Origin of the sequence: Variovorax sp. J31P207, from assembly GCF_030316965.1 — a bacterium.
GTDB classification, from domain to species: Bacteria; Pseudomonadota; Gammaproteobacteria; order Burkholderiales; family Burkholderiaceae_C; genus Variovorax; species Variovorax ginsengisoli_B.
On sequence record NZ_JASZYN010000015.1, the window covers coordinates 134,974 to 160,466 of the forward strand.

Consider the following 25,493-nt stretch of genomic DNA (forward strand, 5'->3'; position numbering starts at 1 on the left):
TTTGTTGCCCCTGGTGCGCGGCCGAGGGGTCGCAAGGGCGCCAATTGTTGCAGTTTGAAATCGTCCTGTCATTGGGACAAATGCCGATCGGCGCTGTCGCACCGAGCCGAGTCGTTGGCGCGTTCGGGCGAGCGCCTCCGCCTGCCTCAGCCTAGGATGACTTTCGGTCGAGTCTATGCCCGTATCTGAGGCCCCTATGAAAGTCAGTGCGCACGTATCCCCATCCGAGTTTGTTGCGGTGTTGATGGCTGCGCACGAGGGCCTGTCATCAAGCCAAAGTTTGACGTTGAATGCCCATCTACTTCTTGGCTTGTCCCAGCGTGTGGGGTCGATCGACGTCCTGCGCGAGGCTGTTGAAGAAGCCCGTCTCAGCACGTTGGCGGGCGAGCCGCATCGAACTCGAAACTGATTCAATTTGTTACTAAGGATGCCATGAACGAACCTCAATTCTTTACACCTGAAGGCTACGGCGACATGCTGCGCGAAAACTTTCATTTCATGCAGGCCGTGCGGGTGGGTGATCGGGTCGAAACCTCGGGACAGGGCGGCTGGTTCAGCGATTTCTCGTTCCCCGAGACGATCCGCGAAGAAATCGTCAACGCCTTCACGAACCTTGGTCGCGTCCTCGAGCTTTCCAACGCCTCATGGAAGGATGTGATCCACATCAATTCTTATCATGTTCCGATGAGCGACGAAGCGCTCGCCGTCATGACCGAGCAGTTTCGTCTTCACATGCCAGATCGCCCCCCGATCTGGACTTGCCTGGGAGTTCCGGCGCTGGGCAACCCCAATATGCGCATTGAGATCCGCGCTACGGCGATTCTCAAAGGCTGAGACACGCTTGGTGGCAGCCGCGGGGCAAGCACACGGCCTGTCTCCGCTGCCCACCCGTGCGAGGTGAGACCGAAGCGCTTGAGATTCGCCATCAGCGCGAGGAAGTCGCCCACGCGGTCCGCCTCGTTCCCCGGCGGGTTCGTGACCACCTGTGGGGTCTGTGGGCATCGCACCGCGCTTTCGCTTGAGGCCGGCGTGCTGACGCTGTCAGCCTACTGTCTGACGCGGCCAACCGATTCGCGACGGGCGCCATTGCCTAGAGTCGCTTCATCGAACCCAGACGATGAGGAACAACAGGTGGAATCCTTCGAAACTTTCGACTACATCGTCGTCGGTGGTGGCGCTGCCGGCTGCGTCGTGGCCGCCAGGCTGAGCGAGGACAGCTCGGCGTCGGTGCTCCTGCTCGAGGAGGGGCCACATGACCGCACGATATTCATTCGAGCGGCGGGCGGCTTCTTCAAAACCCATGGCACCAGGCGAACAGTGGGATACCAAAGCGAGCCTGCGCCTGCCAGCAACAACCGGCCATACCCGCTGCTGCAGGGCCGTGTGTTGGGAGGGGGCCTTTCGATCAATGCCATGGTCTACATCCGCGGCCAGCGGCAGGACTACGACGGGTGGCGTGACAAGGGCTGTTTGGGATGGGGCTACGAGGATGTGCTGCCGTACTTTCGAAAGTCGGAGTCGAACTACCGCTATTCGACTCCCTTCCATGGCACGACGGGCCCCATGCGCATCTCGGACGGCGAGACGCGCCACGAGCTGACCGGCGCCTTTCTGCGCGCTGCGCAAGAGGCCGGTTACTCCGACGGGCGCTGCATCCGTTTCAACCCGGACTTCAACGGCGCGGATCAGGAGGGCGTCGGGTACTACCAGACTTTCAGTCACCGAGGTGAACGCTCCAGCACCGCCAGGGCCTTCCTGGGCCAGGCCCGTGCGGAGGGGCGCAAGAACCTGGTAATCCGCACCGACAGCATGGTGGCTCGCATCTCGTTCGAGGGGAAACGCGCCGTGGGCGTGGTGGTTCGGCATGGCGGCACGGAGACCGCGATCAAGGCGCGTCGTGAGGTTGTCCTGTGTGCGGGCGCGTTCATGTCGCCCAAGCTCTTGCTGCTGTCAGGCGTGGGCCCGGGCGCGCACCTTCAGTCCCTGGGGCTGCCTGTCGTTCATGACTTGCAGGGTGTCGGTGCCAACTACCAAGATCACCTGATCACGCCGGTCGACGCAGTGCTCAACCAACCCATCAGCTTGACGGGGCAGGACCGAGGATGGAACGCGGTGCGGAACGGCCTTCAATGGCTGCTCTTCCGTACTGGGCCCCTGGCCTCGACGGTAGTGGAATGCGGGGGCTTCCTGGATGTAGACGGCGATGGTCGACCGGAAATCAACCTCAACGCCCTGGCCGTGTCGTCGGCGGGTTGGGGCGATCCCTTGCCGCAAGGCGAGCACCGCTTCTCCCTGGCGCCGTTGTGCCTGACCTGCAATATGCCGGGGCGGGTCTCGCTGGCCGGAACCGATCCGGCCGAGCCGCCGAAGGTCCAAGGAAACTACTTCGGCCACCCCACCGAAATGGCTCACATGGTGTTGGGTGTGCGATTGGCGCGTCGCATCATGGCGGCGCCTTCGCTGGCACGCTATCTGAAGCGCGAGGTCTTGCCGGGGAGAGAGGTGACTGATGAGCGCGAGGCGATTGAGGCCTACATCCGAGAGCGCAGCACGACCGGCTTGCATCCTGCAGGGACCTGCGCAATGGGCATGGGTGCAGATGCGGTGGTCGACCTGTCGCTCAAGGTGCATGGATTGCAGAGCCTGCGCGTGGCCGATGCATCGGTCATGCCGGAGGTCGTGCGCGGCAACACAGCTGCGCCGACCGTGATGATCGCCGAAAGAGCGGCCGACCTCATGCGCAACGACGCGTGAGCGCGGGCGAACAGGAGGCAACCGATGCTCCAGCGCCACTGGCCTTGTCGCTCACAGGCGATCACCTGACGCGCTCAGCAGAGTGTCTGGAGTAGCTTGAACGTATCTTCAAGGTTCGGCGTCGCAGACGGACTCCTTCACTTTCCTTCAGACGAGACTTCCATGAGCCTGATCCTCCAGCCATTCTCCTTGGGTGACGTAACGATCAAGAACCGCATCGTGATGGCACCGATGTTGATGTACTCCGGCCAGGAGGATGGCAAGGTCAACGATCTGCACCTGGCCCACTATGCCGCGCGCGCATTGGGCGGCGTGGGCCTGATCGCAACGGAAGTGGTCGCCGTGGAGCCTGCCGGCCGGATCAGCCACAAGGACCTCGGCCTGTGGGATGACGTGCAGATCGCAGGGTTGCGTCGTCTTGCCGAAATGATCCGGAACTGTGGCGCCAAGAGCTCATTGCAACTCGCGCATGCGGGCCGCAAGTCTTCGACGGAGGGAGAGATCTTTGCCCCCTCCGCCATCCCTCACACCGATCAGTCGAAGGTTCCCACCGCGCTTTCCACCGATCAGATTGGTGACATCGTCCAGGCGTACAAGGCCGCGGCCAAGCGGGCGCTGGAAACTCAGTTCGATTGCCTCGAGATTCATGCAGCGCATGGCTATCTGGCGCACGAATTCCTCTCGCCGTTAAGCAACCATAGAGAAGATCGTTACGGTGGCTCCTTGGGCAATCGTCAGCGCTTCGTCATCGAAGTCGTCACCGAGGTGAGAAAGGTCTGGCCGAGGAACAAGCCGCTGATAGTGCGACTCTCCGCCGAGGACAGGGCGGGGCCCGGGGGCTCCGAGATCGCGGACACCATCGATCTGGGGCATCAGCTCAAGGCGCTCGGTGTCGATCTGCTGAGCGTCTCGGCCGGCGGACTTTCCGCGCAGTTCGATGGCGAGATCTATCCGGGCTATCAGGTCGATTTCGCCCGGAAGCTCAAGCAGGCCCTGGATATACCAACCGCCTGCAACGGGTCGATTACCTCGAGCGAGCTGATTGAATCAATTCTTCATAGCCAATCGTCAGATCTCATCTACCTTGGCCGCGCACTGTTGAGCGATCCGTTCTGGGTCATTCGATTCGCCAGACAAGCCGGGCTCGAGACGGATCTGGTGATTCCGACATACGCGCGAGCAACAGGCCCGTACTTGCGCGGACATTGAGCGCGGGCATTGCGGACGATGCCTCGCGGCTTGTCGGCAACGCGGACAGCGAATGAATTCTTCTCATCTTCCAAACAAATCTCAATCAATTCGCGGAGAGTCAGCATGAGCAATGGTCCAACAGTCGCGTACAAGGGAACTCGCCAACAGATTCTGGCGTTGCTTTATGAGTACTCGTGGGGCTACGACTCCAATGATATGCCGCTCATGGGCGGCACGTTCAAGGAGGGTGGCAGGACCGGGGGAGTCGTCGCGAATTCCACGATCGGATGGGGTCCATGGCAAGGCAGGGACGAGATCGTCTCTCAGTTGTCGGCGATCCGATGCTCCCAACCCGACCGGCGGCGCCACGTGCTGACGTCTCCCATCTTCGAGGAGCTCAGCGAGAGTCATGCAGTCGTGCGGGTCTACCTGTCGTTGTTCTCCTATGGCAATGGCGCCGCACCCCATCTGGTCACCACGGGGGAATATGTGATGAAGGCCTCGAAACAAGACGGAGTGTGGCTGATGGACTTGCTCGAAGAGGTGCTTGAGTCTGCGTTCTGAAAGTCGGAAACGCTTGAAACGACCTGTGTGGCCTGGATGGCAGGCGATCGACGAATTCAACTGGAGATGAGCTATGGCGGCGGTGAAAGTGACCAACGAAGAGCGAGAGCAGGAAATCCTCAATGTCCTGCATTCCTATGCCTGGAGCTATGACTCCAACGACATGAAGCAGCTTGCCTTGATCTTCGAAGAAAGCGGCGTGACGGTGGGCTCAGTCGCCGGCTCCGACACAGGGTGGGGTCCTTGGGTAGGACCTTCGGAGATCGCAAGAAAATTGGGGGAGATCAGGGCAAGCCAATCGGACCGGCGACGCCATCAGCTGACGACCCCTGTGTTCCTGGAATTGTCGGACGCGAAGGCGTTGGTGAAGATCTATCTGTCGTTGTTCTCCACGCCGGCAGGCGGCAGGCCTCGTCTGGTGACCACGGGTCAATACACGGCTGCCCTTTCGAAGTCGGATGACGGCTGGAAGATCGGGCGCCTTGAAGCTCAACTGGACGGCGGGTTCTAGGCCGCTCGCGTGCCCTACGGCCGCAATCTCAACCCCACCAAGGATCTCACGATGGCTGAAAAGACACCTGCCCCGATCGCCGAGCCCATGCAGGAAATCATCGATTTGCTCAACCAGTACGCATGGAGCTTTGATTCCAACGACATGGCCAGGCTCGGCCGGCTCTTTTGTGAGGGCGCCGTGACCGAGGGTCGGGTCGATGGTACCGACGTGAGGTGGGGCCCCTGGCAGGGACCAGAAGAGATTGCCGCCGAACTCGGAGAGGCGCGCAGGCTGCATTCTCATTGGCGCAGGCATCAGATGACCACACCGCTCTTTGTCGATCTGCAGGCTGACCGTGCGACCGTCAAGACGTACCTGTCCCTTTTTTCCTGCGAAGGCGGACAGACTCCCGTGATCGAGGTTACAGGCGAGTATCAGGCAGAAGTCTCCAAGGTTGCGGACGCGTGGAAGATCAGTGCCTTGCGCGTCGTTCTGGATTCGGCCTTCTGAACCGGGCCGGAACCGCGCAAGCCATCAAATAGATGCACAGCAAGAGGATGACCATGTCGATACCTTCGTCCATGATCCGAACGGACGTGGCCCCCTACGGCCTCAGCGGGACGGTCTATGTGGCGCTGCTCAATCATCGTCAGCAATGGATGTTGCTGGACGACGAAGCGCACCGAGCGCCTTACAAGGCGCCTGCCCGCGCGCCAGTCCTTGCGGTCAAGCCCCGCAACACGTTCTGTGCGACGGGGGGAACCGTGGCGGCACCAGCACAGGAGCGGGCGCTGAGGGTTGGAGCATCGCTGGCCATCGTGATAGGTCGTACGGCCTGCCGTGTTTCTGTTTCTGATGCGTTGGACCATGTGGCGGGCTATGCCGCCGTGGTTGACCTCAGTGCGCCGCACGAGAGTCACTATCGTCCCTCGGTTCGCCTGAAGGCGCGCGATGGATCGTGCGTTTTCGGGTCTCGGATCGTCCCGGCATCGGCCGTCGCGCATCCGGATGCGCTGAGCGTGCGGATCCGCGTTGGAGGTCAAGCGCCTCAGGCCTCTGACACTGGTGACCGTGTACGCGGTGTAGCGCAGCTGATCTCTGACGTGACCGAGTTCATGACGCTGCATCCTGGCGATCTGCTGCTGCTGGGCGAATCGGCGGGGGCGCCGGTGGCGCGACCTGGTGAACGGGTGGAGGTGGAGATCGAGGGCGTGGGCAGTGTCCATTTCGAGGTGGTGAGCGAAGACGACGGGGGTGCGGCATGAGGACGGCACGCGTGGCCTATGCGGGCGCCATTCACACTGCGACGCCCCATGAGGCTGGGCTGCGGCTGGCCAACGGGCGGGTGCTGGCGCAGGACGAGGTGGTGTGGCTGCCGCCCTTCGAGGTGGGCACGATCATCGCGCTGGGGCTCAACTACGCGGACCACGTCAAGGAACTAAGCAAGGAGCTCACGCTGAGCTCGCAGGACGAGCCGCTCGTGTTTCTGAAGGGCCCCGGTGCGCTGATCGGCCACCTCGGGGAGACGCGCCGACCGCAGGGCGTGCAGTTCATGCACTACGAATGCGAGCTGGCCGTGGTGATCGGCAAGACGGCGCGTCGGGTCTCTCGCGAGCATGCGATGGCCCACGTGGCCGGCTATACGGTGTGCAACGACTACGCCATTCGCGACTACCTCGAGAACTGGTACCGGCCCAACCTGCGCGTGAAGAACCGCGATGCGGGCACCGTGCTCGGCCCGTGGTTCGTCGATGCCGCCGATGTGGCCGACCCACACAAGCTGTCCCTGCGCACGCTGGTGAACGGTCGCGTGACCCAGGAGGGCAACACGGCCAACATGATCCACGACATCCCGGCGCTCATTGCCTACCTGAGCGCGTTCATGACACTGGAGGCCGGCGACGTGATCCTGACCGGAACGCCCGACGGCGTCGTCAACGTCAATGAGGGCGACGAAGTCATCACCGAGATCGATGGGATCGGACGTCTGTCGAACCGCATCGTCGGTGACGCGCTGTTCGGCCGTTGATTCTCAAGATATTTTCCTTTGGAGACACCTTATGCGAATCCAGCACCTGATCGGTGGGAAGCGAGTCGAGAGCCCCGAGACCTTTGAGACCGTCAACCCTGCCACGCAAGAGGTCCTGGCCGAGGTGGCCAGCGGTGGCGCCGCAGAAGTGAACGCTGCCGTGCAGTCTGCCAAGGAGGCATTCCCGGCGTGGGCGGGACGGCCCGCGACCGAGCGCGCTGGACTGATGCGCAAGCTCGGCGAGCTGATCGCCAAGCACGTGCCGGAGCTCTCGGACACCGAGACCCGGGACACGGGTCAGACCATCAGCCAGACCGGCAAACAGCTGGTGCCTCGCGCGGCGGACAACTTCCACTACTTTGCGGAGATGTGCACGCGCGTCGATGGCCACACCTACCCCACGCCGACGCACCTGAACTACACGCTGTTCCACCCGGTGGGGGTCTGCGCGCTGGTGAGCCCCTGGAACGTGCCGTTCATGACGGCGACGTGGAAGGTGGCGCCGTGCCTGGCGTTCGGCAACACGGCGGTGCTCAAGATGAGCGAGCTCAGCCCGATGACCGCGGCCCGCCTGGGCGACCTGGCACTGGAGGCGGGCATTCCGCCCGGCGTGCTGAACGTCGTGCACGGCTATGGGAAGGAAGTCGGCGAACCGCTGTGCGGTCACCCCGACGTGCGTGCGATCTCGTTCACGGGCTCCACGGTGACGGGCAACCGCATCGTCCAGTCCGCTGGCCTCAAGAAGTTCAGCATGGAGCTGGGCGGCAAGAGTCCGTTCGTGATCTTCGAGGATGCTGACCTGGACCGCGCGCTAGATGCGGCGATCTTCATGATCTTCAGCAACAACGGCGAGCGCTGCACCGCGGGCTCTCGCATCCTGGTGCAAAAGAGCATCTATGCGGACTTCGCGGCGAAGTTCGCCGAGCGCGCCAAGCGCATCGTGGTGGGCGATCCGCTCGACGAGAAGACGATCATCGGCCCGATGATCAGCCCGGGGCACCTCGCTAAGGTCCGCAGCTACATCGAGATCGGGCAGCAGGAAGGGGCCACGTTGCTGTGCGGCGGCATGGAGGCGCCCGAGCTCACGGTGCCCCTGCGCAAAGGCAACTTCGTGCGCCCGACGGTCTTCGCCGACGTCGACAACCGCATGCGCATCGCGCAGGAAGAGATCTTCGGGCCGGTCGCCTGCCTGATCGCCTTCGAGGACGAAGCCGACGCGATCGCGAAGGCCAACGACATCCAGTATGGCCTTAGCAGCTACGTGTGGACCGAGAACATCGGCCGCGCGCACCGGGTTGCTGCAGCCGTCGAGGCGGGCATGTGCTTCGTGAACAGCCAGAACGTGCGTGACCTGCGTCAGCCGTTCGGCGGCACCAAGGCCAGCGGCACCGGCCGCGAGGGTGGCACCTGGAGCTACGAGGTCTTCCTCGAGCCCAAGAACATCGCCGTCTCGATGGGCAGCCATCACATCCCGCATTGGGGGGTGGCATGACACTTCTGCGCTGTGCCGCTCGCATGGCCAGATCAAAACGTGCCTTCGATTGACGGAGGGAAATGTCCATGAGCCTCTACGCAATGCAGAAGTTCTTGTTCGTTCTGAATCGAGATGCGAGCGTGCAGCGCCGATATGCCGATGCAGGCGCAACCCGCGCCGCGCTGCTCGGTGAGTACGACCTGAACGACGAAGAGCGTCTGGCAATCGATCAGGGGGACATCGGGAAGCTCTACGTGCTGGGGTGCAATGGTCAGTTGCTGATGCACTTTGCTCCCTTGCTTGGAATCGAGTGGCCGGACTACGTGGCCGCCATGCGCGAGGGTGTCCAAAGATACGGTCAGGTTCGCGCGGGCATCTACGCGATGACGACCTCGCACGACGAAAAAGTCGCCGGACTATAAGGAGCATCCCATGAGTCTTGTGTTTGCAGGCGTCTGCAGCCACGCGCCAGGAATCACCGGCCGCGCCCATCTAGCGGATCCGCAAGTAAAGGATGAGTTCCACCAGGAACTACACCGGCTCGGAGAAACCATGCGGGCGACGAGGCCTGATGCGGTCATCGTGATTGCGGCTGAGCATTTCGCCAACTTCTTCATGAACAACATGCCCGCCTACGCGATAGGCATGGCGGATCGCTACGAAGGTCCGATCGAGGATCCGAAGTGGCTTGGGATCGAGAAAACCAAAATTCCTGGCGACGCCGACCTTTCCAATCGTCTGATCCGCGAAGTGATGCAGACGGTGGACGTCGCCTATGCGGAGGAGTGGAAGTTCGACCACGGGATCATCGTCCCGCTGCACTTTCTGACGCCCAACTTCGACACCAAGGTCATCCCGGTCAACATCAACTGCCAAGGTCCACCGCTAACGCCGTTGCACCGTGCATGGGCATTCGGTGAAGCACTGCGAAGGGCCTGCGACAAGGTGCCGGAACGCATCGCGTTGATCGGAACGGGAGGGATTTCGCATTGGCCGGCCACGCCTGACTCTGGCAAGGTCAACGAGGAGTGGGATGCTGAGTTTATGAGGCGCTGGTGCGCAAACGACCGTGAAGCGATGCTTGCATACACGGACGAGGAAACCTACCGGGACGCAGGGCAGGGCGGTTTTGAGATCCGCACGTTCGTGACTGTCGCCGCGGCTGCCCGAGGGCAGGGGGAAATCTTCTACATGAAGGCGATCCCGATCTTCGCGGTGACCTGCACGTCAGCGGCAATGAGTGTCGCTTAAGGCCAAGGACTGCCGCGGAGGCGATCCTGCTTGCTCGATCTCGCGCGTCGGAGCGAATTCTTTGCCCTCGTCTGTCGTTCTGAACTTCCCTCAGTGAAAAGGCTTGACCTCGTATGCTCCCCAAAGAGACCCACATTGCACTGGCATCCCAGCTGCGTGAGGCGCGGCGCACCAGGGTGCAGCTGCGTCATTTTTCCAAGCAGCATCCTGAGATGACGATCGAGGATGGTTACGCCATCCAGCGCGAATGGGTGAAGCTCGAGCTTGCCGCGGGTCGCGTCATCAAGGGCCGCAAGATCGGCCTGACGTCCCGCGCCATGCAGCAGAGCAGCCAGATCGACGAGCCGGACTACGCGCCGCTGATGGACGACATGTTCTTCGAGGCGGGCGGGGACATCGCCATCGATCGTTTCATCGCGCCGCGCGTTGAGGTGGAACTGGCCTTCGTGCTGGGCAAGCCACTTCGTGGCCCGGGCGTGACGCTGTGCGATGTGCTGACGGCAGCGGAATACGTCGTTCCGGCCATCGAGATCATCGATGCGCGCATCGAGCAGTTCGACAGGGAGACCCGCGCCATGCGCAAGGTCTTCGACACGATCAGCGACTTTGCGGCCAACGCCGGGATCGTGATGGGAGGAAGGCCGGTCAGGCCGATGGACGTGGACCTGCGCTGGGTCGGCGCGATGCTGCACAAGAACGGGGCGATCGAGGAGACCGGACTTGCCGCTGGCGTGCTCAATCACCCGGCGACGGGCGTGGCGTGGCTGGCCAACAAGATCGCGCCCTATGACGAGCAGCTCAATGCGGGCGACGTGGTGCTTGCGGGCTCGTTCACCCGGCCTGTGCTTGCCGCCGCCGGCGACAGCTTCCACGTGGACTACGGGCCCCTCGGGTCCGTTTCTTTCCGCTTCGCCTAGCCGATCGTCGGCATGCTCCTGGCCCCACCTCTCAACCTTCCTGGCGCAGACAAATGACCACACTCACCTTGAACGACCCAACGCTTCTTCGCAGCCAATGCCTCATCGATGGTCGTTGGGTGGATGCGGACAACGCTCGGACCATCGCCGTTCACAACCCGGCCACCGGTGCGTTGGTCGGCCAGGTGCCCGAGGCGGGGGAGGCCGAGACCCTGCGGGCGATTGAGGGTGCGCAGGCGGCGTTCGAGGGCTGGCGCACGCGCACCGCGGAAGACCGCGCAAAGGTTCTTCGACGCTGGTTCGAGCTGCTGCTGGCGCACCAGGAGGACCTGGCGCTGTTGATGACCAGCGAGCAGGGCAAGCCCCTGTCGGAAGCGCGGGGAGAGATCGCCTATGCGGCCTCGTACATCGAATGGTTCGCCGAGGAGGGCAAGCGCCTGTACGGCGACGTGCTTCCATCGCCCTGGACCGACAAGCGCATCGTCGTACTCAAGGAGCCGGTCGGTGTCTGTGCGGCAATCACGCCCTGGAACTTCCCCGCGGCGATGATCACCCGCAAGGTGGCGCCCGCACTGGCTGCCGGCTGCACGATCATCGTCAAGCCGGCCTCCCAGACGCCGCTGTCGGCCTTGGCCCTGGCGGCACTGGCCGAGCGCGCGGGCATTCCGGCAGGCGTGTTCAGCGTGGTCACGGGCCGCGCCTCCGCGGTGGGCGGTGCGCTCACCTCCCACCCGTTGGTGCGCAAGCTGACCTTCACGGGCTCCACCGAGGTGGGTCGCGTCCTCGCGGCCCAGAGTGCGCAGACGCTGAAAAAGCTGTCCATGGAGCTGGGGGGCAACGCACCGTTCATTGTCTTCGACGACGCGGACCTCGACCAGGCGGTGGAAGGCGCTCTGGCTTCCAAGTACCGCAACACCGGGCAGACCTGCGTTTGCACCAATCGCCTGCTGGTTCAGGACGGGGTCTACGAGGCCTTTGCGAGCAAGCTCGCGGCGGCGGTCAAGAAGCTGAAGGTCGGCAATGGGGTGGAGCCAGGTGTCGAGCAGGGCCCCCTGATCGACCAGAACGCGCTGGCCAAGGTCGAGGAGCTGGTCGCCGACGTGGTGGATAAGGGCGGGCGGGTGCTGGTTGGAGGCCGTCGGCACGCGCTGGGCGGGACCTTCTACGAGCCGACCATCCTCGCGGACGTCACGTCTGACATGAAGGTCTCGCAGGAGGAGATCTTCGGCCCGGTGGCGCCGTTGTTCCGCTTCGGCAAGGATGAAGAGGCGCTGGCGATGGCCAACGACACCGAGTTCGGCCTGGCGGCCTACTTCTTCACGCAGAACCACCGTCGCGTGTGGCGCATCGCCGAGAAGCTCGAATACGGCATGGTGGGCATCAACAGCGGCGTGATCAGCACCGCGCTGGCGCCGTTCGGCGGCATCAAGCAGTCGGGCATGGGGCGCGAGGGCTCCAAATACGGCATCGAGGACTACATGCACACCAAGTACCTTTGCTTGGGGGGACTTTGACTCGACGAAGGGCGCCTTGACGCAGCGGCGAAGCGGTTGAGGAGGAGCCGCCTGCCTGCGTTCCTGGTGCGTGAACACGCGTGTCTTCCCGCCCACAGTCGCAGTCGGCGACCCGACCCCTGTCTCCGAAGACTTGCCGCCGGCAACGGCGTGCCAAGTCAAGCGCGTTTGGCGCGGGAAACCAAGCTGGCAGGGTGAGTGCCGCCTACAGTGACGGGCAAGGACTCGCCGAACAGCACCGGCTCCGCGTGACCAACGCGTCCATTGGCCGGGCGTTTCAGCGACAGCGCCTTCATTCGAATGGAGTCGGACGGGGCGTTGCCTCTGAGGACAACGCGGCAGTGGACCTCAGAAGGGGAAGAAGTTGAACAGACCTGTGGTATTCGCGGTGGAAACCATACTTCGATCCTGGCTTGCGGATACGGATTTGACGATATTTTGTGGGAACTGGAACCACGGCGGCGTCATGGAACTACTGCCACGCGGCCGGGCCCGCCTGACGGATGCCAAATACGGTGCGCCATTCGAGGGATTGAGGGATTTGCACCTCGAGGACAGTCCGCATCACGTTCATCTGGATCTGGGTCGACTCACCAAGGCTTGGTATGTGGTGACCCCGAGCGTCTGCTATGGATTCCGGCCATCCTTCGAACTTCGCCTGACGGTGGAGGCGGGTGATCCGCTGGTCGACTTCGGCCTCGGCTTGGCGCTCAGCCATCCTTATGTTGACGGCCAACTTCGGCCCGACATCGTCAAGCGGTATTTGCGGCGAGCCGCTGAGCATGCGCATCAGTTCCCGGCGGTGGCTTCCTGTGTGTGCGCCAGTCAACTCTCGACGCCTGCGGTCCGCACGGATTGGTCGGTGCTCGACGACCTGCTGAGCAACCTGGGCAACGAGCACCCGGATGGCGCCCTGAGTGTCCGGGAGGCGCTTCAAGGACGCAAGATGATCGCGCATCAATCGACATGATTTCGACCCGGCACATTCAACTACAAGACGTCGAGGCGATGGTCAGAGACGCCTTGACGCTTCAGGATGCCTCGCTTGTCATCTTTCGTCGCGGGATGCTCGCGGAGTTCAAGACTGAAATGCTCCAGCCGGGCCTGTCGGTGGCCCTGGAAGGACGCTACCGCTCTTGGCAGCTCGGGCCTTTCGAAGGCCACCATTGCCACCTGGACCTGCAACAGGTCAAGACCGTCTGGTTCGATGCGGAGCCCGTCTCGTGCCAAGGAGGGCGTCTCAACTTCACCGTCTGGTTCCTTGGGGAAAGTGACTGCGGCAACCCGTACCGGCCGGATGGCCTCTTCTCCTTCACCCTGAATGCGCCGTACACGCCGGACGGCCTCACCCGGGTGGATCTCATCGAGCAGGTTTACGCCCTTCACGAACGCCACTCGGAGGTCTCGCAAGTCACCGCAAGTCCGGCCTTCCTCGCGGCTCGTCCGACCGTCCGGGCGGCTTTCCCGAGCGCCGACTAGCGTCCGTGCGAACTCCGCGGGGAAAACTCGCCGTGGCCACGCGCTGGCCTCGAGGACCGCGGTTCTCGCGCGCGGCACGGCGATGAGGGATTTCCACTAGGAAATACATTAACATCTTAGTAAATAAATCGTTAATATCATAGTGAAGTAGCAGCCCCCATCGAACGGAAATCCATGGACGCCTTGATCCAAGCCCTTATCAGCGGACTCGCCGTCGGCGGCATGTACGCCTTGGTCGCACTAGGCTTCAGCATCACCTTCACGACCACGCGGACCATGAATTTCGCCCAGGGCGACTTTGTCTCCGTCGGCACCTTCCTCGGGCTCAGCGCCATGTTGCTGTTGCAGGGATCGGGTCCTCTGCACATCGTCAGCTCCGACGCGGTGTTCCCGGGATGGGTTCAGCTCGTCGGCGTGTTGGCCGCAACCTTGCTGGTTGGTCTTCTGGGTGTGGCCATGTATACGTCCGCTGTGCGGCCGTTCGCCGGCAAGCCTGGGATGTCGTGGGTGATGAGCACGATCGGGTTCGGGATCATTCTTGCGAGCGTCGCGCTCGCGATCTGGGGCCCTGCGCCGCGAAAGATGCCTGCGCCCTTCGGCGAAGAGGTGATGCGATTTGGCGGCGCAGGCATTCGACCCCAGGAGATCCTGATGCTCGCCGTCGCCCTCGTGGTCATGGCAGTGTTCGACTGGGTGCTCCGAAAGACGATGACCGGCCAGGCGATGCGCGCCGTGGCTCACAGCCCTGAGGTCGCTCGACTGATGGGCGTCAATGTGGGTGTTCTCATGATCGGCGCCTACTTCGTGAGCTGTTGCCTGGCTGGCCTTGCTGGCGTCCTGGTTGCTCCGATCACCGGCGCATCGTTGTACATCGGCGTGACCATCGGCCTCAAGGGGTTCTCTGGCGCCATCGTCGGTGGTCTGAGCAACCCGAGAGGTTGCGCGATCGGAGGCTTCCTGATCGGCCTTCTGGAATCCCTGGTCAGCCTGTGGCAGTCGCAGTGGCGCGAAGTGGTGGTGTTCGCCCTTGTGATCCTCGTGCTTGCGATACGGCCAACCGGGCTCTTCGGGACCAGAACGGTGGAGAAGGTATGAAGCCGAGCAGGCACCTCTGGGGCTCGCTGCTCGTTGGCGCACTCGCAGCGTTGATCGCGCTGCTCTTCAACAACGACTACTACCTTCGCATCATCTTCATGATGTGCGTCTACTATCTGTGCGCCGTCGGCATGAACGTCCTGGTCGGGTTCGCCGGACAGAAGTCGCTTGGGCAAGCAGGATTGTTCGCCGCGGGCGCCTACACGGTCGCATTGCTGACCACACGCTGGGACCTGAACCCGTACCTCGCACTTGCAGCCGCGCCGATCGTGGCTGGTGCATGCGGTGTGTTGATCGCGCTCCCCTCGCTGCGCGTGAAAGGGCCGTACCTGGCCATGGTGACTCTTGCATTCGGTACGGTGATCGAGAAGATCATCAGCGAATGGACCGAAGTTCTGGGCGGGACGCAGGGCATCTACGGAATCAAGCCGCTGACGCTTTCGGGAGCACCATTCACCAACCAGCAGTGGGTTTGGTTCTGCATCGCGCTGTGCCTGGTCGTGCACCTTCTGCTGCGCAATCTGGTGCTGGGTCGCTATGGGCGAGCATTGCAGTCGTTGCAAGCCGACGAGATCGCTTCAGCGTCGGTGGGCGTGCGGGTCTATCGGGCGAAGGTCATCGCCTTCGTGATCGCCGCAGTCACTTGTGGCCTTGCGGGGGCGCTCGTGGCCCAGCAGAACCAGTACATCAACTCGGACTTCATCACGCTCAACCTGTCGGTCTTCATCCTGCTGCTCGTGCTCTTTGGTGGCGCGGGTTCGTTGATCGGGCCTTTCGTGGGTGCGGTGCTGCTCACTCTCATTGATGCGGCCTTGTCGCAGTGGCCGGCAGCCCAACACTTCGTCTATGGCGCGTTGCTGCTCTTTGCCTTGTATGCGATGCCGAACGGGGTCGCTGGCCTGGCGGCTCGATGGCTCAAGAGCAAGGGCTCGACAGAGGCCCCTCGAGAAGCTCTCGGCTCGGATGCCATCGCCGAGCTGTCCCATGCCGGCCACCCGGCTGCAAACGAAGTTCCGCTTCTCGAGGCCGCGAAGATCAGCAAGGCCTTCGGGGGCGTCCGCACCGCGCAGGAGGTCTCGTTCAAGCTTCGACACGGTCACATCCATGCGTTGATCGGCCCCAACGGTGCCGGAAAGAGCACGATGATCAACATGATCACGGGCGTCCTGGGACCGGATTCCGGGCGCATCACGCTCGACGGCGTCAACATCACGAGCAGCGAGATTCACGCCATCGCTTCCAGCGGCGTGGGACGCACCTTCCAGAATCTGCGCTTGTTTGCCGACTTGTCGGTTCTTGAGAACGTCCTGCTCGGGCGCCATTCGCAGATGACGAACGGCCTGTGGACGTCCCTGCTGGCGCTTCCTTCCGCCAAGCGCCAAGAGGCAGCGGCACGCAACTACGCCTACGTGGTGCTCGACCTCATGGGGCTCACAGCCCTGGCGCATGAACCGGCGGGGAGTCTGGCGTATGGCCTCCAGCGACGCGTCGAACTCGCGAGGGCCATGGCGACGCACCCCAAGCTGCTCCTGCTCGACGAGCCGGCGGCTGGATTGAATCCCCAGGAAACCGCGGAACTCGGAAAGCTGATCTCCTCACTGAGCAAGCTGGGCATCACCATCCTGATGGTCGAGCATCACATGGACCTCGTCATGAGTATTTCGGACCACGTCATCGTGCTGGACTATGGTGTGCTGATCGCGGAAGGCACGCCGGCACAGATCCAGTGCAGTCCCCGGGTCATCGAGGCCTACCTTGGCGCTGAGGTGATGACGTGAAGTCGGCGGGCAGGACGATGTTGAAGCTCGATGCGGTGCATGTCTCCTACGGAGCCATCCAGGCGATCCGTGGCGTCTCGATCCAGGTTACGCAGGGCGAGGTCGTCAGCATCATCGGCGCCAATGGGGCCGGGAAGAGCACGCTCCTGAAGGCCATTGTCGGCCTCGAACCGGTAGCCGCTGGTGACGTTGTCTTCAATGGCGAGAGCGTTTCGGGTCAGGCCGCCCATCTTCGAGTCAAGCTAGGGCTGGCGTTGTCGCCCGAGGGGCGACGGGTGTTCCCCGATCAAACCGTCCGCGAAAACCTGGTGATGGGCGCCTACGCCTGCGGCCTGAAGCCGCCACAGCTGGCCGAGCGCCTCGAGCGTGAGTTTCAACGCTTCGTTCGACTGCGCGAACGCCAGAATCAACTGGCAGGAACGCTGTCGGGCGGGGAACAGCAGATGCTTGCGATTGCTCGCGCGCTCATGAGCGACCCCAAGCTCCTTCTTCTTGACGAACCATCACTCGGCTTGGCCCCGCTGATCATCGCCGACATCTTCCGGATCATTCGAGCCCTGCGAGACAGCGGATTGACCATTCTTCTGGTCGAGCAGATGGCAAACCAGGCGCTCGCGGTCTCCGACCGCGCCTACGTCCTGGAGACCGGGCGTATCACGGTCGAAGGAAGCGGGAAGGAGCTTGCCAGCAACCCCAGCGTTAAGGCCGCCTATCTGGGAACACATTGACGCTGGCCGTTATCGCTTACGCGGCATGCCGACGACCACGGCCGAACCCCTTCAGGAAGACCATCCTCAGCAACATGCACTCACAAGGAAGCTACGTATGACCACCTCTCCAACCAAAGACAAACCGGCGCTCGTCGTCGTGCCAGAGCCAGATGAATACGGCGCAGTCGGCTTTGATACCCGCGAACTTCCCTGGGACCAGCAATACAAGCTGATCTCGAGCACGGTGATCCCTCGGCCGATCGCCCTGGTGTCCACTGACGGGCCGGCGGGCATCAATGTCGCACCCTTCAGCTTCTTCAACGCAGTGGCGCTTGGCCCCCCGATGGTGATGTTCTGCGTCGGCCCGACGCTTTTCGCCAAGCGAGGTGAAGAGAAGGACACGCTCGTGAACGTGCGGGCGACCCGAGAGTTCGTCGTTCAGCTTGTCGACGACGCCAATAAGGAGAAGATGAACCAGTGCACCCCCGAGTACGGTGCTGGCGTCAACGAGGCGGAGATCGCTGGATTCCGCACAGGCGCGTCCAAGCGAGTCGCCGCGCCCCGCTTGGTCGAGTGCCCAGTGCAGCTCGAATGCGTGTTGACCGACATACATACGCTGGGTGACACGCCCTACTACATGGTCATCGGCGAGATCGTCTACGCGCACTATCGCGACGGCATCGTGGATGACCGCCTTCGGGTCGACATGCAGAAGATGAACCCGATCGGGCGTCTTTCGAATCCGGGGATGTATGCGCGCATCACGGACAGCTTCCAGATGCTCCCGCCCGGTCAGCCGGGCAACAGCTGAGTCAACTCGTCAACACCACTCTTGGAGACATTCATGAAACGCATTCGTCCCCTTCGCGTTCTCGGCGTCATCGCTGCGGCTGTCGCCAGCTTCGCGGCTTCTGCCCAGGACATCAAGCTCGGCTACAACGGCGACCTCTCAGCCTCGCCGTCGGCGCTGAGCGGCCAGGCCGCGGTGCTCGGCATCCGCACCGCGCTCGATGAGATCAACGCGTCCGGGGGAGTGCTTGGCCGGAAGCTGGTGCTTGTGGTGCGCGACGATGTGTCGGCCCCGCCGAAGGCAATTCAGAACATGAGTGAGCTGATCGATGGCGAGAAGGTGGCCGCGATCTTCGGCCCGACGAACTCGGGTAACGGCCTCGCATGGCGCCATATTCCCAACCAGAAGAAGATTCCTGTGATGAATGTCGTCGGTGGGGCGACGGAGCTTTCAAAGCCCATGAGTCCCGGCGCCGAGAACTACATGTTCCGGGTTTCGATGGTCGATCGGTATCAGGTCGCCGCGCTCATGGGCTACGCCAAGAAGAGTCCGAACGTGAAAACGATCGGTTTCATCACCGAAAGCACGGGATGGGGACAGAGTGGCCTCCAAGACCTGCAACAGATCTCTGCACTGCAGGGTCTCAAGGTGGGGCAGTCGGAGCGCATCGGAAGCAATGACACTGATGCCACCTCGCAGTTGAACAAGCTGAAGGCCGCCAATGTTGACACGTTGCTGATCTGGGCGAATGGCACTCCGACGGCACAGATCATGAAGAGCATGGAGAAGCTCAACTACTATCCGCTGGTCCTGTCCTCCTGGTCGGCCGATAACGCATCGTTCTACGACACGGCAGGAAAGACGCTGGCAGAGAAGCCGGTTTTCATGCGCACGCTCAATGACGATCTGACGGCGAAGCAGAAGAAGTTGCGTGATCGCGTCGCCGACAAGCTCCCGTCGCCAACCTCGTTCGTGTTCACCCTGCATGGCTATGACGGCGCCATGCTGTTGGTGCAAGCCATCAAGCAGGCTGGCACCACAGATGGGCCCGCGGTCAAGGCGGCACTCGAAGACCTGAAGACGCCCTACGAGGGCATGATGAAGACCTACAACAAGCCCTTCTCCAAGACCAATCACGAAGGCCTGACTGCCGTCGACCTCTCGTGGACTCACTGGAAGGATGGCAAGCTGCTCCCTTACAGCGACAACGTCGTCAAGGCCTTGGGCGCGGACGACCTCAAGGAGTAGGCAGCATGCAGTTCATGTGCCTGTTGCGCGCACCGGAGGGCGAAGGCGAGGGCCTGGCGACCTGGTATCGCGAGGTCTACGCCCAGCAACTGCTCGCTCAGGCACCCGGCCTTGAACGCTTCATCGTCAACGTCCCGACGCCTGTGCCTGCCGAACTGCAACTGTACGGTGGAGCCGAGTCAGCACGCTCCAGGCCCTACGACGTGATCGCTCAGATGTGGTTCGACTCCCGTGGACCCTTCGATGCGGCAACAGCCAGCCTCGAGGGTGAACTCTGCCGTCGTTCGATTGATCGGCATGTCTATCGGATGAGCGAAACGGTTGCGCTGAACAAGCCTGAATTGTTGCCGGGGAATCCGGCTCCCGGTTTCAAGTTGATGCGCGGCCTCTTTTTTCACGAAGACATGCCTGACGCGGCAGTTCAACGCAGTTGGGCGCTGCACCAGAACCTGGCGGTCAAGGTGCATGTGGGATTGGCGCGCTACGTGAGGCATTGGGTCGACGAGGTGATCACGCCGGAGGCGCCACGGATCCGAGGGATGTCGGACCTCCACTTTCCCGACGAGCGCTCCTTGGTCGAACGCTACTTCGACTCGGACCGGGGAAAGGAAGAGATCCTGCACGACATTGGCCACTTCATCGAAGGAGGAACGGCCCGCATGTTCGCCAAGGAATTTTTAGTCAAGTAGCGCTACGGGCCCTCTCAGACAGTGAACCGCTCTCTTTGCGGTCTCTGTCGGAGCTCGCCTTGGCACACCTTGTACGCACGAAGGCTTCAGACAGTCTATGAGCATTGATCAACACACAAAGGGCCTGCCCGGCCTGAGAGGTGCAGAGCACCTGGGATTCACAGTTCCGAATCTGGAAGAAGCATCTCGTTTCCTGGTGGATGTCTTGGGACTCGAGCCGTACTACGAGCGCGGGCCCTTCGAATCGAACGACACATGGATGCAGGATGCGTTGAATGTCCATCCGCGGGCCGTGATGCGAAAACTGCGATTCTTCCGCTGCGGAAACGGAACGAATTTCGAAGTCTTCGAGTACGAATCGCCAGACCAGCGGCGGGAAGAGCCGAAGAACAGCGACGTTGGCGGGCACCACATCGGGCTGTATGTCACGGACATCCACAAGGCCGTCGAGCACCTGAGGGCACACGGCGTGCGTGTGCTTGGTGAACCTCGCCAAGTAGCGTCGGATGCGCCGAACGCTGGAATCTGGTGGGTGTATTTCCTGGCGCCGTGGGGCATGCATTTCGAACTGGTCAGCTTCCCCGAAGGAAGCAAGCCCTATGAGAGGGATATGACGCGGAAGCTTTGGAACCCTTGCCAACCGGCTCTTTGAGCACAACGATCAACAGGAGATGAACTTGGATTTTTCGCTCAGCAAACAGACCGCCCTGGTAACCGGCGCCGGCCGTGGCAATGGTGCCGCCATCGCACGGGGCCTGGCGAAGGCCGGCGCAGCGGTCGTTGTTACGGACATCGACGCGAATCTCGCTCGCGCAAGCGCGAAAGTCATCGTGGATGGCGGCGGAACGGCATGGGCCTTCGTACTCGACGTTTCCGATTCGGCTGCCTGCAAGGCGCTGGCAGACCGGGTCGCCAATGAATGCGGGGATGTCGGTGTCCTGGTCAACAACGCAGGGATCCTGTTGCGCAGTTCATTTTCGGACGAAGGGGCGGAAGCGGCCTTTCAGCGCACGATGGCGGTCAACGTTCATGGGCCGTTTAACGTCACCCGGGCGTTCTTGCCGGCCTTGAAGCGGACGCGGGGCGCCGTCGTCAACGTCGGCTCCGTTCAATCCTTCGTGGGCGCGCCGACCTCGGCCGCGTATGCGACATCGAAGGGTGCCGTTGCTCAACTGACGCGAACGCTTGCCCAGGAGCTGGCATCGGACGGAATCCGTGTGAATGCCGTGGCGCCGGGGATGTTCGAGACCGAGATGTCGGCAGAGTCGCGCGCCAAGCCTGAGCGCATCGACCTGTTCATGTCCCACGTGCCGATCAAGCGAATCGCGCACCCGGACGAATTGGCAGGCCCCGTGGTCTTCTTGGCGTCGCCCGCGGCCAGCTATGTGACCGGCGTGGTTCTGCCTGTCGATGGTGGCTATCTCATCGTGTAGCCAGGATGAACCCGGCGAACCAAGGCGAGTTTGACGTCATCGTCGTCGGATCCGGCGCTGCCGGAATGACGGCGGCCTTGACCTCGACCCTTCATGGCCTGAAGGTGCTGGTCGTGGAGAAGGCCTCGACATTCGGTGGCACGACCGCGAGATCGGGCGGGTGGCTGTGGATTCCAGGTTCGAGCCAGGCCAAAGCTGCAGGTATCGCCGAGGTGCCGGGCGCGGTCGAACGATACGTGCGTGATGAGGCCAATGGCTGCTTCGACGCCCAGCAGTTTGCTGCTTTCCTGGAGAATGGCCCCGCTGCGATTGACTTCCTTGGTGCGAACACGTCCGTTCAGTTCGACGCCGCGCCGCACTATCCGGACTACCACCCTGATATGCCAGGCGCTTCGGGGGGTGGTCGTTCGCTTTTGACCCGTCCTTTCCGTGGTTCCCAGCTCGGGGACGCGATCTCGAAACTCTCGCCTCCGCTTCCCGAACTGACGGTGTTCGGCATGATGCTCGGCTCAGGGAAGGAAATCTGGCATTTCCTCCGAGCGTTCAAGTCCCTTGAGTCGTTCGCTTACGTGGTCCGCCGATTGGCCGGCAATTTGCTGGACAAGCTGCGGTTCGGCCGTCCGATGTCTCTCACCAGCGGGAACGCGCTCGCCGGCAGGTTCCTCAAGTCGGCGTTGGACCTCAAGGTCGAGATGTGGACGTCGGCGGCGGCGGTGCAACTGATTGTGGAAGGCGGGCGCGTCGCAGGCGTGATCGTGGAGCGAGAAGGGGTCCGGGTTCGATTGCTCGCTGCCAGGGGCGTGGTGCTTGCTTGCGGAGGCTTCCCTCATGACGTTGCCCGTCGCGCACAGCTCTTCCCCCACGTCCCCGACGGGAGAGAGCACTACTCCCCGACGCCTGAGACGAACACAGGTGACAGCCAGAGGATGGCGGAGGCGGTCGGCGCAGTGTTCGATACGCACGTCTCCCAACCCGCCGCATGGGTGCCGACCTCGGTGACTTATCGCGCCGACGGAACCAAGGGCGTCCTTCCACACTTCATCGACCGTGCCAAGCCAGGCGTCATCGCTGTCAGTGCGACCGGCAAGCGCTTCGTCAACGAATCCGCCTCGTATCATGACTTCGGGGCGGCCATGATCAAGACCTCTCGGGGACTGCCTCAGGCATGTGCATGGCTTATTTGCGACCGGCTCGCGCTCAGAAGCTACGGCTTGGGAAACGTTGCTGCCTTTCCCTTGCCCATTGGGCGACATCTGCGCAGCGGATACCTCAAGCGCGGCCGAACCTTGGAGGAACTGGCGACGCAGCTCCGTATCGAGCCCGCCGTGCTTCGAGAAACCGTCGGATCGTTCAACCTTGCTGCGGCCAAGGGACTGGATCCAGCATTCGGCAAGGGCGGCTCCGCCTACAACCGCTTCATGGGTGACCCTCGGAATGTTCCAAATCCATGCATCCGACCCTTGCAGGACGGCCCCTTCTTCGCGGTGAAGCTCGTCGTGGGCGACCTGGGCACGTACGCGGGTCTCCGGACCGACTCCCATGCGCGGGTGCTGGACGTGCACGGCAAGCCGATCCCCGGACTCTATGCGGCAGGAAACGATGCCGTCACCGTGATGGGTGGTGCTTACCCGGGCGCCGGGATCACACTGGGCCCGGCGGTAACTTTTGGCTATCTTTCCGGTCTTCATCTGGCGACGGCTGCCTCGCATGGAGAAAGCGTTAGCGGAGCGCTGGAAGACCTCCCTTCGGCGCTGAAATCGGGGTAATCGAATGAAAGATGCTATGTGGGACTCCCCGAGGTAGACCCGTTGAGCTAGTGTCGTGAGTTAGAAGTTCGTTGAACTAATCAAAGAGCGCCGAATCGATCGTGTACCGTATGCACACGACGAGGCGGCCATGCGAGGAAGACCTAAGACAGAACTGGTGCTGAGCGAAACCGAACGCGAGCAACTCACGGCGCTGACGCTGCGGCGCAAGACTGCACAGGCGTTGGCGTTGCGGGCTCGCATTGTTCTGGCCTGCGCCGAAGGCGTGGACAACAAGGTGGTTGCAAGCCGCCAGCGCGTGACGCAGCAGACGGTCTCGAAGTGGCGTGCCCGATTCGTCGAGCATCGACTGGACGGACTGCTTGACGCGCCTCGGCCTGGCGCACCGCGAACGATTGACGACGCGCGGGTCGACGCCGTGATCGCCAAGACGCTGGAGAGCGTTCCAGACGCGGCGACGCACTGGAGCACACGCACCATGGCGCGCGAAACCGGCCTGTCGCAAACGGCGGTGTCTCGCATCTGGCGCGCATTCGGACTTCAGCCGCATCGCCAAGAGACCTTCAAGCTCTCCAGCGATCCGCTGTTCGTGGAAAAGGTGCGTGACATCGTCGGGCTGTACTTGGACCCGCTGCTCATGGCCATGGTCCTGTGCGTGGATGAGAAGAGCCAGATTCAGGCGCTGGACCGCACCCAACCCTTGCTCCCCCTGGCCCCGGGCATCCCTGAGCGGCGCACTCACGACTACGAGCGCCACGGCACGACCACGCTCTTCGCGGCGTTGGACATTGCCACCGGATCCGTCATCGGGGACTTGCATCGCCGCCATCGAAGCACCGAGTTCCTGCAATTCCTGCGCACCATCGAGGCCAACGTGCCAGCAGTGCTGGACATCCACCTCGTGATGGACAACTACGGAACACACAAAACTCCCGCCATCAGGAACTGGCTTGCCCGACATCCGCGCTTTCGGGTGCACTTCACGCCGACCTCTGCGTCCTGGCTGAACCAAGTCGAACGCTGGTTCGCCACCCTGACGCAGAAGTACATCCGCCGCGGCACGCATCGCTCCACGCGCCAGCTCGAACAGGCCATCAGGCACTACATCAAGATCAACAACAGCGACCCCAAGCCGTTCGTCTGGTCCAAGACTGCCGATGACATCCTTGCGAGCGTCGAGAGATTTTGTTTGCGAACTTCTAACTCACGACACTAGGGCGTGTTAACACTAATTGAGTTGACGATGGATAACGAGAGATACTTCATGCATGGAGATCACACAAGCCCAGTTCGCCCAGTTCGCCCAGATCGAGCACTGCCTGCCTCTGCAGCGCGGCAATGTAAGTCTCTCGAATTTGAACGTGTTGAATGCGATCCTTTATGTTGCGGAGCACGGATGCAAATGGCGCGGCCTGCCCAAGCGCTTCGGCAACTGGCACACCATCTACACGCGCATGAACCGGTGGTCCAAGAGCGGCGTGCTGGATCGCGTGTTTGCCGAGCTTCAGCAGGCCCAGGTCGTGCGCATCAAGATCGAGGCGGTGTCGCTGGACAGCACCGTCGTGAAGGTTCATCCCGATGGCACCGGCGCGTAAAAAAAAACGGCCCCCAGTCCATCGGTCAATCCAGAGGCGGGTGGACCACCAAGATTCATATGGTTGCCGCGGATGCTCGAACGGCCGTAACGTTTTCCCTCTCGCCTGTCCAAGCGCACGATGCGCCTGCAGGACGCGCTTTGCTGAGCAGCTTGGGTGCACCCGACAGACCTCTGCACCTGCTCATGGATCGCGCCTACGAGTGACCTCGGGCTTGCCGGCTTCGTTGATTGCGTGGACAGCGAATACGGACTTGGCGAGATCGATGTCAACGTACAAAATGGTCATGGGCTTCCCCTTTCCGAGTGAGTTGATGGAGATTCGCAACCCCATCGTGGCACTTTGATGCCGGCAGCCGCAATACGCAGCGGCTTAATCGGAGGGGGAGGCCCCTTTCATTCGATCACCCCAGTTCGGTTAAGGGGTGCGGATTCCTTGGGCAAGGTTAGCAGCCCAAATAGCCTTGGCCAACGGAACAATCGATCCTCGACAGATCGCTTCAATGGAGCGATCGCGCAGCCTCACAGGTCAGGAAGTCAATCGGCTGTACATGCTGGTCACTTTGTCCATTACAAGCAGAATGTTTTCGCTGGACGCGAACACGTTCGCGCTGCGCTCCGGTGAGGCGATCTCAACACCCCGTTGCGCAAGCGCAGCCGCATAGAACACCCATTGATTCCGCGCGAGCTCGATCTCCTGCTTGATGGCCGTCGTCGCCTCCGG

At 62.2% G+C, this 25,493-nt stretch carries 26 protein-coding genes and 2 pseudogenes; 27 read left to right on the forward strand and 1 reads right to left on the reverse strand.

Features of this window, described 5'->3' with window-relative positions; all coding sequences use genetic code 11:
* The first annotated feature begins 196 nt into the window (after window positions 1–196).
* From QTI68_RS33695 to QTI68_RS33825, 27 genes and pseudogenes are all read left to right on the forward strand, one after another.
* A complete protein-coding gene (locus QTI68_RS33695; protein WP_286528108.1) occupies window positions 197–409 on the forward strand; it encodes a DUF2783 domain-containing protein in 213 nt (70 codons plus the stop codon).
* Window positions 410–432: 23 nt separating this feature from the next.
* Window positions 433–834, forward strand: coding sequence for a Rid family hydrolase (locus QTI68_RS33700; RefSeq protein WP_286528110.1), 402 nt, complete (start codon window positions 433–435; stop codon window positions 832–834).
* A 297-nt stretch (window positions 835–1,131) separates the two neighbouring features.
* Window positions 1,132–2,754 carry a GMC family oxidoreductase gene (locus QTI68_RS33705; RefSeq protein ID WP_286528112.1) on the forward strand — a complete coding sequence of 541 codons (1,623 nt, stop codon included), beginning with the start codon at window positions 1,132–1,134 and terminating at the stop codon, window positions 2,752–2,754.
* 162 nt (window positions 2,755–2,916) lie between these two features.
* The gene (locus tag QTI68_RS33710) at window positions 2,917–3,963 is read left to right on the forward strand and encodes an NADH:flavin oxidoreductase/NADH oxidase (protein WP_286528114.1); all 1,047 of its coding nucleotides are present in this window, start codon (window positions 2,917–2,919) and stop codon (window positions 3,961–3,963) included.
* A gap of 105 nt (window positions 3,964–4,068) precedes the next feature.
* Entirely contained in the window at window positions 4,069–4,509 is a 441-nt protein-coding gene (locus QTI68_RS33715) for a nuclear transport factor 2 family protein (protein ID WP_286528117.1), read from the forward strand.
* Between the two features lie 73 nt (window positions 4,510–4,582).
* A complete protein-coding gene (locus QTI68_RS33720; RefSeq protein WP_286528119.1) occupies window positions 4,583–5,020 on the forward strand; it encodes a nuclear transport factor 2 family protein in 438 nt (145 codons plus the stop codon).
* A gap of 51 nt (window positions 5,021–5,071) precedes the next feature.
* Window positions 5,072–5,512 carry a nuclear transport factor 2 family protein gene (locus QTI68_RS33725; RefSeq protein ID WP_286528122.1) on the forward strand — a complete coding sequence of 147 codons (441 nt, stop codon included), beginning with the start codon at window positions 5,072–5,074 and terminating at the stop codon, window positions 5,510–5,512.
* Between the two features lie 71 nt (window positions 5,513–5,583).
* Window positions 5,584–6,267, forward strand: coding sequence for a fumarylacetoacetate hydrolase family protein (locus QTI68_RS33730; protein WP_286528125.1), 684 nt, complete (start codon window positions 5,584–5,586; stop codon window positions 6,265–6,267).
* Window positions 6,264–7,031 carry a fumarylacetoacetate hydrolase family protein gene (locus tag QTI68_RS33735; RefSeq protein WP_286528127.1) on the forward strand — a complete coding sequence of 256 codons (768 nt, stop codon included), beginning with the start codon at window positions 6,264–6,266 and terminating at the stop codon, window positions 7,029–7,031. The genes QTI68_RS33730 and QTI68_RS33735 overlap by 4 nt, the downstream gene beginning before the upstream one ends.
* Before the next feature lie 31 nt (window positions 7,032–7,062).
* Window positions 7,063–8,523: a 5-carboxymethyl-2-hydroxymuconate semialdehyde dehydrogenase gene (gene hpaE, locus QTI68_RS33740; RefSeq protein ID WP_286528129.1), complete on the forward strand. Its 1,461-nt coding sequence runs from the start codon at window positions 7,063–7,065 to the stop codon at window positions 8,521–8,523.
* Window positions 8,524–8,591: 68 nt separating this feature from the next.
* The gene (locus tag QTI68_RS33745) at window positions 8,592–8,927 is read left to right on the forward strand and encodes an aromatic ring-opening dioxygenase subunit LigA (protein WP_286528131.1); all 336 of its coding nucleotides are present in this window, start codon (window positions 8,592–8,594) and stop codon (window positions 8,925–8,927) included.
* Window positions 8,928–8,937: 10 nt separating this feature from the next.
* Window positions 8,938–9,756, forward strand: coding sequence for a DODA-type extradiol aromatic ring-opening family dioxygenase (locus QTI68_RS33750; RefSeq protein WP_286528134.1), 819 nt, complete (start codon window positions 8,938–8,940; stop codon window positions 9,754–9,756).
* A gap of 113 nt (window positions 9,757–9,869) precedes the next feature.
* Complete coding sequence (gene hpaH, locus QTI68_RS33755; protein ID WP_286528135.1) at window positions 9,870–10,673, forward strand: 2-oxo-hept-4-ene-1,7-dioate hydratase; 804 nt, start codon at window positions 9,870–9,872, stop codon at window positions 10,671–10,673.
* A gap of 53 nt (window positions 10,674–10,726) precedes the next feature.
* Window positions 10,727–12,187: an NAD-dependent succinate-semialdehyde dehydrogenase gene (locus tag QTI68_RS33760; protein WP_286528137.1), complete on the forward strand. Its 1,461-nt coding sequence runs from the start codon at window positions 10,727–10,729 to the stop codon at window positions 12,185–12,187.
* A gap of 364 nt (window positions 12,188–12,551) precedes the next feature.
* On the forward strand, window positions 12,552–13,157 hold the full coding sequence (locus tag QTI68_RS33765; protein ID WP_286528139.1) for a hypothetical protein: 606 nt from the start codon (window positions 12,552–12,554) through the stop codon (window positions 13,155–13,157).
* Window positions 13,154–13,666, forward strand: coding sequence for a hypothetical protein (locus QTI68_RS33770; protein WP_286528142.1), 513 nt, complete (start codon window positions 13,154–13,156; stop codon window positions 13,664–13,666). Before QTI68_RS33765 ends, QTI68_RS33770 begins: the two co-directional genes overlap by 4 nt.
* A gap of 174 nt (window positions 13,667–13,840) precedes the next feature.
* Window positions 13,841–14,761, forward strand: a complete 921-nt coding sequence (locus QTI68_RS33775) for a branched-chain amino acid ABC transporter permease (RefSeq protein ID WP_286528145.1) — start codon at window positions 13,841–13,843, stop codon at window positions 14,759–14,761.
* On the forward strand, window positions 14,758–16,539 hold the full coding sequence (locus tag QTI68_RS33780) for a branched-chain amino acid ABC transporter ATP-binding protein/permease (RefSeq protein WP_286528150.1): 1,782 nt from the start codon (window positions 14,758–14,760) through the stop codon (window positions 16,537–16,539). Before QTI68_RS33775 ends, QTI68_RS33780 begins: the two co-directional genes overlap by 4 nt.
* 17 nt (window positions 16,540–16,556) lie before the next feature.
* The gene (locus tag QTI68_RS33785; protein ID WP_286528153.1) at window positions 16,557–17,267 is read left to right on the forward strand and encodes an ABC transporter ATP-binding protein; all 711 of its coding nucleotides are present in this window, start codon (window positions 16,557–16,559) and stop codon (window positions 17,265–17,267) included.
* A 97-nt stretch (window positions 17,268–17,364) separates the two neighbouring features.
* Window positions 17,365–18,060 carry a flavin reductase family protein gene (locus QTI68_RS33790; protein ID WP_286528156.1) on the forward strand — a complete coding sequence of 232 codons (696 nt, stop codon included), beginning with the start codon at window positions 17,365–17,367 and terminating at the stop codon, window positions 18,058–18,060.
* Window positions 18,061–18,093: 33 nt separating this feature from the next.
* Window positions 18,094–19,287, forward strand: a complete 1,194-nt coding sequence (locus tag QTI68_RS33795; RefSeq protein WP_286528158.1) for an ABC transporter substrate-binding protein — start codon at window positions 18,094–18,096, stop codon at window positions 19,285–19,287.
* A 5-nt stretch (window positions 19,288–19,292) separates the two neighbouring features.
* Window positions 19,293–19,976, forward strand: a complete 684-nt coding sequence (locus QTI68_RS33800) for an EthD domain-containing protein (protein WP_286528161.1) — start codon at window positions 19,293–19,295, stop codon at window positions 19,974–19,976.
* Between the two features lie 97 nt (window positions 19,977–20,073).
* Window positions 20,074–20,628, forward strand: a complete 555-nt coding sequence (locus tag QTI68_RS33805; protein WP_286528163.1) for a VOC family protein — start codon at window positions 20,074–20,076, stop codon at window positions 20,626–20,628.
* Between the two features lie 25 nt (window positions 20,629–20,653).
* Window positions 20,654–21,409 (forward strand): SDR family NAD(P)-dependent oxidoreductase, encoded by a 756-nt coding sequence (locus QTI68_RS33810; RefSeq protein ID WP_286528165.1) that lies wholly within the window; start codon window positions 20,654–20,656, stop codon window positions 21,407–21,409.
* 5 nt (window positions 21,410–21,414) lie between these two features.
* The gene (locus QTI68_RS33815; RefSeq protein WP_286528168.1) at window positions 21,415–23,175 is read left to right on the forward strand and encodes an FAD-dependent oxidoreductase; all 1,761 of its coding nucleotides are present in this window, start codon (window positions 21,415–21,417) and stop codon (window positions 23,173–23,175) included.
* A 130-nt stretch (window positions 23,176–23,305) separates the two neighbouring features.
* A complete protein-coding gene (locus tag QTI68_RS33820) occupies window positions 23,306–24,391 on the forward strand; it encodes an IS630 family transposase (RefSeq protein ID WP_286528170.1) in 1,086 nt (361 codons plus the stop codon).
* A 52-nt stretch (window positions 24,392–24,443) separates the two neighbouring features.
* Window positions 24,444–24,973, forward strand: a pseudogene (locus QTI68_RS33825) (IS5 family transposase); the annotation flags it as partial.
* A 325-nt stretch (window positions 24,974–25,298) separates the two neighbouring features.
* Here the strand turns inward: QTI68_RS33825 and QTI68_RS33830 are convergent.
* A pseudogene (locus QTI68_RS33830) lies at window positions 25,299–25,493 on the reverse strand (type IV pili methyl-accepting chemotaxis transducer N-terminal domain-containing protein); the annotation flags it as partial.